Annotated in this window: 12 protein-coding genes; 4 read left to right on the top strand and 8 right to left on the bottom strand. The window is 44.7% G+C overall.

The window, feature by feature from the left end; all coding sequences use genetic code 11:
* Window positions 1–65: 65 nt before the first annotated feature.
* Entirely contained in the window at window positions 66–287 is a 222-nt protein-coding gene (locus tag MP3633_RS15870; RefSeq protein WP_176336257.1) for a DUF1653 domain-containing protein, read from the top strand.
* 79 nt (window positions 288–366) lie between these two features.
* On the opposite strand, the gene MP3633_RS15865 is transcribed toward MP3633_RS15870, so the two are convergent.
* The 4 genes from MP3633_RS15865 to MP3633_RS15850 form a co-directional block, all read right to left on the bottom strand.
* Entirely contained in the window at window positions 367–1,347 is a 981-nt protein-coding gene (locus MP3633_RS15865) for a LysR family transcriptional regulator (RefSeq protein WP_176336256.1), read from the bottom strand.
* Between the two features lie 84 nt (window positions 1,348–1,431).
* Entirely contained in the window at window positions 1,432–4,521 is a 3,090-nt protein-coding gene (locus tag MP3633_RS15860) for an efflux RND transporter permease subunit (protein WP_176336255.1), read from the bottom strand.
* A complete protein-coding gene (locus MP3633_RS15855) occupies window positions 4,521–5,633 on the bottom strand; it encodes an efflux RND transporter periplasmic adaptor subunit (protein ID WP_112141153.1) in 1,113 nt (370 codons plus the stop codon). The genes MP3633_RS15860 and MP3633_RS15855 overlap by 1 nt, the downstream gene beginning before the upstream one ends.
* A gap of 170 nt (window positions 5,634–5,803) precedes the next feature.
* Window positions 5,804–6,712, bottom strand: coding sequence for a LysR family transcriptional regulator (locus MP3633_RS15850; RefSeq protein WP_176336254.1), 909 nt, complete (start codon window positions 6,710–6,712; stop codon window positions 5,804–5,806).
* A gap of 211 nt (window positions 6,713–6,923) precedes the next feature.
* Between MP3633_RS15850 and MP3633_RS15845 the strand changes: the two genes are divergently transcribed.
* The 3 genes from MP3633_RS15845 (at window position 6,924) to MP3633_RS15835 (ending at window position 9,553) form a co-directional block, all read left to right on the top strand.
* Window positions 6,924–8,414, top strand: coding sequence for a CoA-acylating methylmalonate-semialdehyde dehydrogenase (locus MP3633_RS15845; protein WP_176336253.1), 1,491 nt, complete (start codon window positions 6,924–6,926; stop codon window positions 8,412–8,414).
* A gap of 208 nt (window positions 8,415–8,622) precedes the next feature.
* Entirely contained in the window at window positions 8,623–9,231 is a 609-nt protein-coding gene (locus MP3633_RS15840; RefSeq protein ID WP_176336252.1) for a COG3904 family protein, read from the top strand.
* A gap of 49 nt (window positions 9,232–9,280) precedes the next feature.
* Window positions 9,281–9,553: a DUF1289 domain-containing protein gene (locus MP3633_RS15835; RefSeq protein WP_112141139.1), complete on the top strand. Its 273-nt coding sequence runs from the start codon at window positions 9,281–9,283 to the stop codon at window positions 9,551–9,553.
* Between the two features lie 129 nt (window positions 9,554–9,682).
* Here the strand turns inward: MP3633_RS15835 and radA are convergent, their stop codons facing one another.
* The 4 genes from radA to glnK all read right to left on the bottom strand — a co-directional run bounded on the left by radA (window position 9,683) and on the right by glnK (window position 14,544).
* On the bottom strand, window positions 9,683–11,071 hold the full coding sequence (gene radA / locus MP3633_RS15830; protein ID WP_112141137.1) for a DNA repair protein RadA: 1,389 nt from the start codon (window positions 11,069–11,071) through the stop codon (window positions 9,683–9,685).
* An 88-nt stretch (window positions 11,072–11,159) separates the two neighbouring features.
* Window positions 11,160–12,686, bottom strand: a complete 1,527-nt coding sequence (locus tag MP3633_RS15825; protein ID WP_176336251.1) for a bifunctional GNAT family N-acetyltransferase/carbon-nitrogen hydrolase family protein — start codon at window positions 12,684–12,686, stop codon at window positions 11,160–11,162.
* Between the two features lie 214 nt (window positions 12,687–12,900).
* Entirely contained in the window at window positions 12,901–14,166 is a 1,266-nt protein-coding gene (locus MP3633_RS15820) for an ammonium transporter (RefSeq protein WP_176336250.1), read from the bottom strand.
* 39 nt (window positions 14,167–14,205) lie between these two features.
* Window positions 14,206–14,544, bottom strand: a complete 339-nt coding sequence (glnK, locus tag MP3633_RS15815) for a P-II family nitrogen regulator (RefSeq protein WP_024023270.1) — start codon at window positions 14,542–14,544, stop codon at window positions 14,206–14,208.
* Window positions 14,545–14,785 lie beyond the last annotated feature (241 nt).

Below are 14,785 nucleotides of genomic sequence, written 5' to 3'. Positions count from 1 at the left end.
GCGACAGGTTTTTCTGGATATTGGCTGTTTTTGGTCGATTTTTTAAAAGTATAGAAGGATGAAAGATGAAATCTGGCGTATATCAGCATTATAAAGGCGCTGAATATTGGGTTGAGCGTGTGGTAAAACACAGTGAAACAGAAGAGAGTTTGGTTATTTATCAGGCTTTATATGGCGATTTTGGTTGGTGGGCTAGACCGCTAACCATGTTTAAAGAGTCGGTTGAAATCGACGGGGAAAGCATTTCGCGCTTTGACTGGGTGAGAGCCGAGCGCGACGCGGGATGATTTATACATTGCTTGTTGGTTTGGCTGCTATTGGACCTGATGTTTATTTAGTCAGGCGTTTATTTAATCAGGCGTTTATTTAGTCAGGTAAGTGCATCCAAGGCGATTCGCGCATAAAGAAAATGATTTGCTCTCTAAGCCAGCGATGGGCAAGATCATTGTTGAAGCGTTCGTGCCAAAAAATATGAATAGGGTGTCGGCCATTATATTCGTCAAGCTCCAATACTTCTTTGGGGATTGGTAATAATTTGACCGGATAGAAATTGGCCTTTTCACACATTACGTTTAGAAATAAATCGCCAATTGAACGTGACGTGACCAGTGCCATGCCGCGTTTTACCGCTTGCATCGCTACCATTAAGCTATCGGTTTCGAGGTTTGGTCGTATGATATGACCTCGTTGCTTGAGTTTTTGTTCAGTCTTTGAAAAAGAGCTATTACGATGACTGCGTAAATGGTGAGTGACCACTTTATGGGACAGTAAGTCCGACACAGACACCTTCTCTTGATGAAACAACGGATGGGCTTCGCTCAATACAATACAGGCTTCCATATAGCCTATTAACTTGCTGCGAATATTCCCCGGCGTATCGTTAATACGCATGATCCCCAAATCTATGTTGCCAGACGTTAGCTCATCAAGTTGAGCACCGCCCCATGAACTGATGGATAAACACAGGTTCGGTGCTTGGTATTGTAACGAGGCGAGCAAGGGCTCGATAAAGTTTTCCAAATCACCTTCATCAACACGCAACTTAAAGCGTCTGTCTAGCGTCTTTAAATCCAACGAATTTGGGCTCATTAGTTCGGACAACGAGCTTAGAATTGGTCGTATCTGATCTTGTAACTCAGACGCCCTGGCAGTGGGCGTTAATCCATACGCTTGGCGAGTGAATAATGAATCTTTAAACAAATCCCTCAGTCGTTGTAAGCTTTTGCTTAAGGCTGGCTGAGTGACGCCCAACCTTTCTGCCGCACGTGACACGCTGCCTTCTTCCATAATGGTGGTAAAGGCAACGAGTAGCTTAATGTCGAGCTTTAGGATGTCGTCTAGACGCATAATCTTCTCAATGAAATAAAGGGTAAAACAGAGAGTCTTGACGCTTTATGGCGACAAGACTCTTTGATATACAGTAATCAGTGTTTAATTGAAATCGCGGTATGGACGATATTTAACACGGAACAGCAGTGTATAAAACACCGGTACAGCGATGAGCGTTAGTATCGTAGCAAAACCAAGACCGAAAGAAATAACAACGGCCATGCCTTCAAAGAACGCATCGTAAAGCAGTGGAATCATACCGAGTATGGTGGTAATAGCAGCCATACAAACGGGACGAACACGACTTACTGCGGAATTGAAAATTGCCTCGTACTTTTCGGTTCCTTGATCGAATTCATAGTTAATTTGATCTGCCAGTACAATGCCGTTTTTCACCGTCATCCCCGACAGACTCAAAAATCCGAGCAGTGCCATAAAGCTGAATGCGGAGTTCATTACGAGCAATCCAGTGGACACACCAATTAAGGCCAGTGGGACACAAAACCAAATTGTGAGTGGTACACGAATCGAGTTGAACAGCAAAATAGTAATGATGAACATAAACAAATAACCCAAAGGTAATGCCTTGAATATGTTTGCTTGTGCATCGGTGCTGCTTTCGTATTCACCACCCCATTCTAGGGTGTAACCCGGTGGTAATTTGATGGCTTCAATATCCGCTTTAGTACGACCATATATCGCCATGGCGGTTTCATCACCCAAAATGTTGGGGTCAGCCATGACAGTGATCGTGCGTTTACGATCTCGGCGTTCGATAATCGGATTTTCCCATACGGTTTCAAATCCAGAAACCAATGTGGAGAGCGTGACGTAAGAACCCGACGCTGGACTATAAATCTGCAAATCACGGATTTGGTCAATGGAGACTCGTTCATTTTCTGGCGCGATACGAACAATAGGAAGAAGGTCTGTGCCTTCACGGTACAAGCCAATTTGTGAACCAGTGAAGTTAGTGAGTAGAACGTCATCCAGTTCGGTTTTACTGATGCCTAAGCGTCGGGCCTGAGCATCATTAAAGATTGGGCGAAGCACCTTAACTGGCTGACGCCAATCGTCTTTAATATTTTCCAGGCCACCATCATTACGGTAAATATCTTGGATTTTTGCGCTAAATTGACGCAAAAGTTTAGGATCAGGACCGCTTATGCGCGTTTCAAGTTTTGCGCCACTATCGGGCCCTAATTGTAGGCGTTGCAGTTTCACTTCTAACTCAGGGTAATCTTCCTGCATTTTGTAATACAGGTCTTTTAATAGCCCCGGAATTGCTTCTTTTTCTTTGGTACGAACAATAAATTGAGCGTAGCTAGAGTTCGCCTGCTGAGCATTGTAAGTCAACATGAAGCGCAAGGCGCCTTGACCCGTTGTCGAAGTGACGTATTCAATGCGCTCGTCTTTTAACAGCTCTTTTTCAATCACACGGACTTTTTCGTAAGTGTCGTCAATGTGCGTACCTTCTGGCATCTGAATGTCCATATAGAACATTGGTGTGGTAGAAGGTGGAAAGAAGGCTTGTTTCACGAATTGGAACGCCCAACCGGATACCAATAAGCAACCAACCAGCAAAATAACGGTGACCCATCTAAAGCGCATGGCTTTATCTAGTAGCCATTTATACCCTGTAAAAATGAAACCTTTATATGGATCAGTCGGCTCTTCTGATTCCCCTTCTTCACTATTGGCCTTTGCTATGCTCTCTTTGAATAATAAATCACAAAAGAAAGGGGTAAGAGTAATCGCGGTGAACCAGCTTAATAACAGCGAAATCAGCAATACATAAAAGAGTGAGCCAACAAATTCGCCAACGGCATCTGGAGATAAGCCAATTGGCGCAAAAGCAGTTACCGCAATGACGGTAGCGCCTAATAAAGGCCATTTAGTTTGCTTGACCACTGCGCTCGCGGCTTGGATTTTTGTCATGCCCCTTTGTAAGCCAATGAGAACCCCTTCGGTCACCACGATGGCGTTATCAACCAGCATCCCTAAGGAAATAATCAAACCACCTAATGAGATACGTTGTAGGTTGATCTTAAAATAGTCCATGACGATGAAAGTACCCAGAATGGTCAATAAAAGAACGATACCAATCAAGATGCCTGAGCGAATGCCCATGAAAACCAATAACACAAGGATAACGATGCCAACAGCCGCGGCTAGGTTTAGCAAGAAATCAGACACGGAACGATCGACTTCTTTTGATTGGAAGTAGATTGGCTCCATGCTCAGCCCAACCGGTTGCTGGTATTCTAGTTCTGCAATTTTTTGCTCTAATGTCTCGCCAATTTTTACGACGTTAACGCCTGATAAGAAAGAAACACCAAGCAAAAGAGATTTAGCACCGTTGAAGTCGACCAAATGCGTTTTAGGCTCAACGTATTCTCGTTTAATGGTCGCAACATCTTTTAAGCGGATGAGGTTACCGTCGATAGGGGTTCCGACAATTAAGTTTTCAAGTTCTGAAATATCCTTGAATTCTCCTGTCGGACTAATACGTATGTATTCGCTTCCGACTTTAACGCGTCCCGCGTTTGACACGCTGTTTTGATTTTTCAATAGCGTTTCTAATTGGCTTGGTGCAATGCCCATGTTGGCCAATTTTGCCCGTGAAATCTCGATGGTTACTTGTTCATCTTGCTCGCCAGCCACTGTGACTTTCGCCACACCTTCTACTAGAACCAATTCACGCTTTACGTAGTCGACATAGTTTTCTAAGTCTTTGTAAGGATAGCCTTCACCGTGGATAGCCAGCATGACGCCGTATACATCACCGAAATCATCCAGCACGATCGGTGAGCCGACGCCAGAAGGGAAGGCACCAGAAATATCGCGAATTTTCTTACGAACTTCATCCCAGATCTGTTTTAGTTCTTTGGCACGATAGGTGTCTTTAATGGTTAGTTGAACTTTTGAATAACCCGCTTTTGACGTTGACGTAATTTTATCAACGTAAGGTAAGTTTTGTAGTTCACGCTCAATAGGGTAGGTTACTTCTTCCTCTACTTGCTCTGGCGAAGCGCCAGGATAGTAGGTGATAATAAGAGAATCTTTGATGGTAAATTCAGGGTCTTCTAACTGACCAAGATTGGTAAATGCAATCGTACCACCGATCAATAAGATCAGCGTGAGCATCCAACTGGTGACTTTACGATTTATAAAGTAAGCAGCAATATCCATTATAAGCCTCGCTCACGTGTCCAAGGGCGAACTTGCATGTCGTCTGTTAAGCTGTTCACACCGGCCGCAACGATCTGATCACCGGTATTTAGACCCGATTTTATTTCAATTAGATTCCCTTGCAAGGTGCCCAGTACTACTGAACGAGCTTCTACTTTTTTGGTGTTACTATTGAATACCCAAACCGTACTGCTTGATTTTCCTGTGCTGGTATCTTCATGGCGAAGTACGGCTTCGACAGGAATAACAACGTGCTTTTGCACACCCAAAAGTGAATTTAGGTTGATGTCGATATTGGCTGTCATACCTGGTAATAGCGTATGAGTTTTGTCTTCTTTTCGAATCAAATGCAGTGTGACTTCATAAGCCATTGTCGTTTCATTTGGCGTTGTATTGTGTTCTTTGTAAGCCGCATACAGCTCTTCATCTGGTGCAACGTCTACAATCACTTGAGGCATGTAGTCTGTTTGAGTGTTTTTTATGCTGACGACAAGACTTTCAGGCACTTGGAATTCAATATCAAGATTGTCGATATCCTGGATATGCATTAGAGCCTGAGTGGCGCTGACATATTGAAAATTCTCTGTTACAACAGACGAAATGACGCCACTAAACGGAGCGTAAACCTTAGTGTACTTAAGTTGGTTTTTTGCAGATTGCAGAGCATTATTTGCCTGATCCAATGTCGCTTTTGTTGAATCGTATTGGGATTTTGTTGTCGCGTTTTGCTTTAACATTGTTTGAATACGGTTGAATTGCACTTCAGCAAGGCGTTGGTTGGCTTCAGCAAGTTCTACTTGTAGGGTGAAGTCAGTAGGATCAAGAGCGGCGAGTAACTCTCCTTTTGTCACTCGCTGTCCTGCAACCACGTGAATGTTCTTTAACTGACCGCCAACACGAAACGCTAAATCGGCTTCTTTGCTAGCTTTTAGTTCTGCAGGAAATCGGCGAATGTTAATGGCATCTGTTGAGCTGATTGTAATGAGTTTGACTGGTCGGATGATTTCTTTCTCTACAGAGACTTCATTTTCATCTGATGAGCAGCCCGTTAGGAATAATGTAGCGGCGAGGGTGGCCCCGGCTATCATATTTATACGCTTTACGCGGTTCATTTATTACTCCGTAAGTATTTTGAAAATAATTAGATGAAAGTATTTTATATCTCTTGCTGCTGGATATGAATTTTTAAATATATATTAAAGATATTCCCTTTGTGACTATCTAATCTTTTTATGATCTTATTTCAAGCATAGTTGTTTTTTTATATACGGCGTTTTATCAGTTACTGTGTTTTCTCTAGTTCCGCTAAGAACGTTTCTAGAATAAGGTTGGCACGAGCGCCTTTTCTGGTAATGGCAGAAAATTGAGTGATGTAATGGCATTCACTCGGTAGAAGCGCGCGCATTCGGCCATCACGAATCCAGTGCTCGGCCACATGGTCGGGTAAAAAACCAATGTAACGCCCCGTCAAGATGAGAAAAGCGATCCCCTCTCGGTCTGTCGCCGTCGCACTTGCGCTTAAAGGTTGGTGCTGGCTTTTAATTTCTGGTGTTTGTGCGTAGGCAGGTAAAACGGCATCAAACTCTTTTAGTTTGGCTTTGGTTATTTTTTTGTCGCCTAAGGCAAATAAAGGATGAGTGTCACTGCAATAGAGCTTGGATTCTTCTTGATAAAGGTGGTGGTAATCTAATCCGCTTAAAATTTTCAGGTCTGGAACAATGCCAATTTGCAGTCCGCCATCTAACACCCCCCTTTCCACATCGTTAGGTGGAATCATACGAATGTTAATCGTGACTTGTGGCCCTTTGTCTTTTAGGCCGGCAAGCGCTCTTGTTATTCGAGTATGAGGCAAAGTGACTAAATTATCTGTGATGCCAATGTTGAGTTCGCCTTTCAAATTCTGGTGGAGGGCATTGATATTAGTGCGAAAATCTTCGATAGAAGACAGTAGTTGTAGCGTAAAGTCATAAACTTGGCTGCCTTCGTTTGTCAGAGAAAATCCAGATCGGCCTCGCTGACAAAGTCTAAATCCGAGACGCGTTTCCAAGTCAGATATCGCGATGCTAATAGCGGCTCGGCTAATGTTGAGCTCGACTTCTGCAGCGGAAAAACCACCACATTCCACGACGGTTCTAAAAATTCGCAAAATTCGAAGATCTGCGTCGCTTACCTGACTTTTAAACTTATTCATTGTTGACCCTAATAATAGACACAACGCAGGTTATGCCATTGTTCATGGTAGATTCGTTTAGTTAAGTAAAGAGTTAACTAAGCGTTAATAGATTCGACTTTTTATAATCTATTCCTCTTGGCATAGTAGTGTCAATGCACAGTATTCATAGCAACGAATGTTGATGAAAAGATTTGGCCTAACGACTTAACTTAATAAATAGGGAGCGCTCATGGAAATTATCGGACATTTGATCGACGGTAAACGGTCACAGCAAGCCGCACGCACTCAAGATGTGTTTAACCCAGCAACGGGAGAAGTATCGAAAAAAGTCGCTATTGCTTCAAAAGAAACCGTAGAAGAGGCGATTACGGTGGCGCAAGCGGCTTACCCTGAGTGGCGAAATACGCCGCCATTAAAGCGCGCTCGAATCATGTTTAACTATAAAGCGTTGTTGGAAAAGCATTCAGATAAAATTTGTGAATTGATTGGCGCTGAACATGGCAAAATTTGCCACGATGCGGCGGGCGAATTACAACGAGGTATTGAAAACGTTGAATACGCGTGTGGTGCGCCAGAGCTATTAAAAGGTGAGTACAGCAAAAACGTTGGTCCGAATATTGATTCTTGGAGTGAGTTCCAGCCGCTTGGTGTGGTTGCCGGGATTACGCCATTTAATTTCCCTGCCATGGTGCCATTATGGATGTTTCCGATGGCAATCGTGTGCGGGAACACCTTCATCTTGAAACCGTCTGAACGCGACCCAAGCACCGCTTTGTTTATTGCTGAATTGTTGCATGAAGCAGGCTTACCAGCGGGTGTTTTTAATGTGGTAAATGGCGATAAAGTCGCTGTTGATACCTTATTGGAAGATAAGCGCGTAAAAGCGGTGAGCTTTGTTGGTTCCACACCGATTGCGGAATATATTTACAGCAAAGCCAGCGCTAACGGTAAACGTTGTCAGGCACTAGGTGGGGCGAAAAATCACGCGATTGTGATGCCAGATGCCGATATGGACAACGTAGTGAGTCAGTTGCTTGGCGCGGCCTTTGGTTCATCAGGCGAACGTTGTATGGCGTTGTCTGTTGCCGTTGCCGTTGGTAAGGCCGCTGGTGATGCCTTGATTAGTAAAATGGCTGAAGCTATGAAGCCGCTAAAAGTAGGTGAATGCTCAGATAAAACCAATGATTTTGGCCCTGTCATTACCAAAGAACATAAAGAAAAAGTGGTTGGCTTTATTGATAGCGCGGAATCACAAGGCGCAACCATTGTCGTTGATGGTCGTCATCCACAAGTCGTAGGTTATGAAAAAGGTTTCTTTGTTGGTGCGACCCTAATCGATGGCGTAACCAAAGAGATGGAGAGTTATCAGCAAGAAATTTTCGGTCCAGTTTTGCAAGTGGTTCGTGTTGATACCATGGAAGAAGCGATGACGCTGATTAACGATCATGAATACGGTAACGGAACCTGTATTTTTACCCGTGATGGCGAAGCTGCGCGTTACTTCTCTGACCATATTGAAGTGGGTATGGTTGGGATCAATGTGCCTTTACCTGTGCCTGTGGCGTATCACAGTTTTGGCGGTTGGAAGCGTTCTTTGTTTGGCGATCTACATGCCTACGGACCAGATGCCGTGCGCTTTTACACAAAACGAAAAACCATTACACAGCGCTGGCCTTCGGCAGGTGTTCGTGAAGGTAAGAGCTTTTCTTTTCCGTCTTAGTGTCGGACTGATCTATATGAATCCCAGGCAGCTCTATCAAAACTGATAGTGCTGTTTTTATTGGTCGCTTATCGCATGATGAGCGGCCATTTTTTTATGATGACCTGAAGTAAGATTCAGCTCGCTTTATATAAGCAGGAAGTTATGGTTTCTTTTGAACTAATTTAGCTGAATGCTATGATGTTTTTTTAAACCGTCTGGGTGTTGTATGAACTCCAAGCAATGTGGCCTAAATACGATGAAATGGTTCTTGCTTTTAGCGACTGTTTTTTTAGCAGGTTGTATGGCGTCACCCGCTATATTGACTGGCGCAGAGAATGACAAACTGAACATTGAAGTTGATAAAAATACGGCGTATCTATCGGGCATATTAAACAGTAATTTGGTTAGTCAGTTAAGTGATTTCATCAAGCAAAACCCCAATGTAACGGACTTGGTTTTAGTCGATGTTCCTGGGTCTGTGGATCAACACGCTACGATGGAGGGCGCGCGTTTGATTCGTCGTTTAGGCTTGAATACTCACATAGCACAGACCGGTTATGTGCTTTCCGGTGGTGTTGATCTATTCTTAGGTGGCGTGGAAAGAACCATTGGAGCCGGAGCTGGTGTGGGCGTTCATGCTTGGTCTGATGGCTCAAGAATGAAAGCGGCGAACGTCAATGTTGCCGATTCGATACACGCAGTGTATGTTAATTTTTATCTAGAAATGGGGGTGCCAGAGCGCTTTTATTGGTTCTCACTGGATGCGGCACCCGCCGATAGAGTGTATTTTTTATCACCCGAAGAAACGTATGATTATCAGCTTGCCACACAATAAAATTGAAAACCTAGTCGTTTAAAAACGAACATGTCCACAGGGAGGGATTATGGAACAAATAGAACTGTTTACCATAGAAAGTCCTTGTCGAGGTGTGTGTGAGAACAGTACAAAAGGCTTTTGCAAAGGATGTTTGCGCAGTCGAGATGAGCGTTTTCATTGGTTTTCGTTATCCAATGAAGCGCGCCATCAAGTATTAGATTTGTGCAAACATCGTCGAGTACGCTTACTTAAGGCCCGTCAAGAAAGATTGGACGCCGCTTCTGCCAAGGCATTACCTTACGGAATGGAGGATGAGCTTGCGGCCGACCTGTTTGAATAGAACGACGACTGCGCTCCCCAATACTTTGTTAAAAACAGACTCAAAAATATTCATTTATAACCCATAAACTCCGTTTTTTCGTCTGTTTTTGCCTCGTCTTGGATTCGCTCGTGACGTTGTAAAGAAAGACTAATCTTCAAAAATGGCGTCTAAGGCTTCTGACAAACGCTCAACACCAATGACCTTCATGCCTTCAATCGGTTTTTTCGGACAGTTAGCTTTTGGAACGACGGCTCTGGTGAATCCATGTTTGGCCGCTTCACTAATACGTTCTTGCCCTGATGGAACAGGGCGAATTTCACCAGATAAGCCGACTTCGCCCATCACGACTAAGTCATGGGGTAAAACTCGATCGCGGAAGCTAGAAACAACAGCCGCAATGGCCGCGAGATCAGCGCTGGTTTCCAACACTTTAACCCCACCCACTACGTTCAAATACACATCTTGATCAGACGTTAATAAACCGCCGTGTTTGTGTAATACCGCTAACAGCATAGCGAGTCTATTATGATCAAACCCGACCGTGACGCGTCTTGGATTGCCAAGTGGCGAATCGTCGACCAAGGCTTGTAGCTCTACTAATAAAGGTCGGGTGCCTTCCCATACCACCACAACTAGGCTGCCAGCCGCAGGATGATTGCTGCGGTTTAGGAAAATAGAGCTGGGATTCTTAACTTCTTTCAAGCCATTTTCAAGCATGGCAAAAACACCAAGTTCATTGACGGCGCCAAAGCGGTTCTTCATGCCGCGCAATGTACGAAAGCGAGAATCTTCAGAACCTTCTAATAACACCGAACAGTCGACCATGTGTTCAAGGACTTTTGGCCCAGCAAGGGTACCGTCTTTGGTAACGTGACCAACGAGTAACACCGCCGTTTGCGTTTGTTTTGCAAAACGCGTTAAGACCGCGGCACTTTCTCTTACTTGCGACACGCTGCCAGGAGCGGATTCAACGCCATCCAAATGCATGACCTGAATAGAGTCAATGACCATAACTTTAGGTTTGACCTGTTGAGCGATGGTTAAAATGGCGTCCACATTGGTTTCGGACAGCATCTTGAGATTTTGTGTTGGCAAGCCAAGCCGTTGGGCGCGCATGGCGACTTGCTGCAAGGATTCTTCACCTGTTACATACAAGGCGCTTTGTTGTTGTGCGAGCCAGCACATGGTTTGCAATAATAGAGTGCTTTTACCGGCGCCGGGCGATCCACCAATTAACACAACACCGCCAGGCACTAAACCGCCGCCCAATACTCGGTCAAATTCGTTAGCACCAGAGCTGAATCGGGGTACATCGCCTAAATCGATATCGGATAAATTTTGGATACCAGTGACGGCGCCAGCATAGCCTTGGTAGCGTGGATCTTGGCTCGCGGAGACGCGCGCAGAGGTTTTTCCAGAGGTAAGTCGAATTTCAGATAGGGAGTTCCACGCATTGCAGGCTTGGCATTGTCCTTGCCATTTTGCGTAGTCAACTCCGCATTCGTTGCATACAAAAGCGGTTTTTGCTTTGGCCATGAGAGTCTCTTTGTATCATCGGAAGGAGCGGAGCAGCAGCTCCCCGTCATTAAGTTGCGATAACGTCCATGTTATCACAAGGTTGTGATTACTTTTTGTGCCAATTAACAGAGTAAAGGTCGGTACGACGGTCTTTCAAATTGTTAACGGAACCTTCGCTACGCGTTAATTTCAACTTATCTAGATCAAGATCTGCGAACATGATCATTTCAGTATTGGGTGTCGTTTCCGCCATGACCGCATCGTGCGGATAAGAGAAATCGGACGGTGAAAAGACAGAACTTTGTGAGTATTGAATGTCCAAGTTTTCAACTTGTGGAAGGTTGCCACAGCTGCCACAAATCACCACATAACATTCGTTTTCAATGGCGCGTGCTTGGGCGCAATGGCGCACACGTAAGTAACCATTTTTTGTGTCAGTCCAGAAAGGAACGAAGAGAATGTCCATGTCTTGTTGGGCAAGTAAACGCCCAAGCTCAGGGAATTCAACGTCATAGCAGATCAAGATACCAACGCGTCCAGCGTCGGTGTCAAAGACGCGCAGTTCATTGCCACCTTGGATGATCCAATCACGGCGCTCATGCGGTGTGATGTGGATTTTTTTCTGTTCTTCTACTGTGCCGTCGCGTCGACATAAATAGCTGACGTTATAAAGAATGTCGTCTTCCATCAGAGGCATCGAGCCGGTGATGACGTTGATGTTGTAGCTCACGGCGAGTTGGGACATTTCATTTTTGAAGCGTTCAGTAAAGCTGGCCAAAAAGCGAATGGCTTCGGTTTGGTTGCTTTGGTCTGGGCTCAAGCCGATAAGCGGTGCGTTAAAAAATTCGGGGAATAATACAAAGTCGCTTTTGTAATCGGATACCGCATCGATAAAGTATTCAACTTGTGTCAACAACTCGTCCACACTGGAGACTTCTCGCATTTGCCATTGAATAGCACCAATACGAACTTGTGTTTTACGTGTACGAATAACGCTGGTTTCTGGTGCGTAAAAAATATTCTTCCACTCTAAAAGTGTCGCATAGCCTTGTGATTTTTCATCTTCTGGCAAGTAACGTTTTAGCAATCGAGTAACTTGGAAATCGTTCGAAAGTTGGAATGATAAAATAGGGTCGTAGATCTTTTTTTCACGCACCGATTCTAGATATTCTGCTGGTGATAAATTGTGTGCATGCTGGTGATAATTGGGAATTCGCCCGCCAGCTAAAATGGCACGAAGGTTGTGTTGACGGCACAACTCTTTGCGCGCTTCATAAAGGCGTCGGCCCAAACGATAACCGCGATATTCTGGCGAAATAAGCACATCCAGACCATACATAGCATCGCCTTCAGGATCATTCAGAATGTTTTCTTTCTGATCCACTAGGTCGTCATAGGTATGCGGGTTACTGAAACGTTGATAATTCGCCTGAACGGACAGGGCGATACCGACAATGTTACCGTGATCTTCTAGGCAAATTTGCCCTTCAGGAAAATCTTTTATCAGCTGGTGTATGGTGTGTTTAGGCCAAGAACCACCGATGTCATGGTAGACCTTGTCCATCAGTGCTTTTACTGGCTCGTAATCATTATTGGTTAAATTCCGAATTTTTAAATGTAAGTCTTCTAGCATGATGTCCTCTGCTGTGTTGTCTGCCTGCCATTGTATTGAGTACTCTTATTTCCAGTATCGATTTCGCAGTGCAGTGGTGTCTTTATATGACAGGATAATACCGCTTCTTTACGTGATGAGGGCGTTAATTTTTATTTAAATAGAGGAAAAAAGAAAACCCCCGCCGAAGCGAGGGTTTTTGGATTATAAAAGAGTCTTTACGATAATGTTGGGATTATGACTTACTGAATTCTGGGTACGCTTCCATACCACATTCAGAAAGGTCAACGCCTTCGTATTCTTCTTCTTCCGTCACTCGAACACCCATGATGGCTTTGATGATCAGCCAAACCACTAGGCTAGAGACGAATACCCAAACGAAGATAGTCAATGCACCGGCGATTTGTCCGCCGAATGTTGTACCGTCATTTGTAAGAGGCACTGCTAGTAAGCCCCAAAGACCAACGACACCGTGAACAGAGATCGCGCCCACTGGATCATCAATTTTAAGTTTGTCTAGCGTCAGGATAGACACAACAACAATCACACCGCCGACTAGACCTATTAGCGTTGCTCCAAGAGCAGAAGGTGTATCAGGACCTGCTGTGATAGCAACCAGACCAGCCAATGCGCCGTTTAGAAGCATGGTTAGATCGGCTTTACCGAATAAGATACGAGCTAGAATAAGTGCGCCAATTGCGCCGCCTGCTGCCGCTGCGTTGGTATTCAAGAACACCATAGCCACAGAGTTAGCACTTGCGATATCACCAAGCTTCAGAACAGAACCACCGTTGAAACCGAACCAGCCCATCCAAAGGATGAAAGTACCCAGTGTCGCAAGCGGTAAGTTAGCACCAGGAATGGCACGAACTTCACCGTTAGGACCGTATTTGCCTTTACGAGCACCAAGCACCAATACACCAGCCAATGCGGCAGAGGCACCCGCCATGTGAACAATACCGGAACCTGCAAAGTCAGTGAAACCTAGGTCTCCAAGGCTATACATGCCGAATACAGAACCGCCGCCCCACGTCCAGTTACCTTCCATTGGGTAGATGAACGCCGTCATTACCACTGCAAAGATAAGGAAAGACCAAAGCTTCATACGCTCAGCAACGGCACCAGAGACAATAGACATTGCCGTTGCAACGAATACCACTTGGAAGAAGAAATCAGAAGCGCCAGAATAAATCGAACCGCCTTCGAAGCCACCTTCACGGCCAGAAAAATCCGTTAGAGTAGAAGCAACGTCTACATCTTGAATGCCCGTTAGAAACAGCTCACCACCGTACATGACGGAGTAACCGCAAACGAGATACATGATGCAAGAGATGGCAAATAATGCCACGTTCTTAGTTAAAATCTCAGTGGTGTTTTTAGCACGTACTAGACCTGCTTCCAACATGGCAAATCCCGCTGCCATCCACATAACCAGTGCGCCACACACCAAGAAGTAAAAGGTGTCCATGGCATATTGTAAGTGAAAAATTTGATCTTGCATGTTTCGCCCCCCTAAAGGCTTGTAAGATTTGAGCAGTGATTAAACCGCTTCAACCCCAGTCTCTCCGGTACGAATACGAACCGCTTGTTCAAGGTTAACGATAAAGATCTTACCGTCGCCGATTTTGCCAGTGTTTGCTGCGCCAGTGATGGCCTCAACGACTTGGTCTGTCATGTCGTCTGCAATCGCTAGCTCGATTTTTACCTTAGGTAAAAAGTCCACTACATATTCAGCGCCGCGGTATAGTTCTGTGTGGCCTTTTTGACGTCCGAAACCTTTTACTTCTGTTACGGTGATACCTTGAACACCGATCTCAGAAAGTGCTTCTCGAACATCATCGAGTTTAAATGGCTTGATGATGGCAGTTATAAGCTTCATACCCACTGTCTCCTTTAAAAGTCAGTTTTATTGTCGTATCGCAGGTAGTTAGCTTTATTCAATATGCGTGCCACATCCTTAAAAGCCTTTGCTATACGGGGTTTGTAAGGATTTTGTCTGTTTTTTGAAATTAAAAAGAGTCGCGGTTGGCTTTATTTAGTGCGGCATATTGGGGTGTCTTTATAGTGCGTTGCGTTAACTTGGTGCGGTTGATCTATTAAAGAAGGGGGTGATCTACCAG

The organism is Marinomonas primoryensis, from assembly GCF_013372285.1.
Classification (GTDB): Bacteria; Pseudomonadota; Gammaproteobacteria; order Pseudomonadales; family Marinomonadaceae; genus Marinomonas; species Marinomonas primoryensis.
The sequence above is the reverse complement of the archived record's forward strand: the minus strand, read 5'-3'. Positions and strand labels throughout refer to the sequence as shown.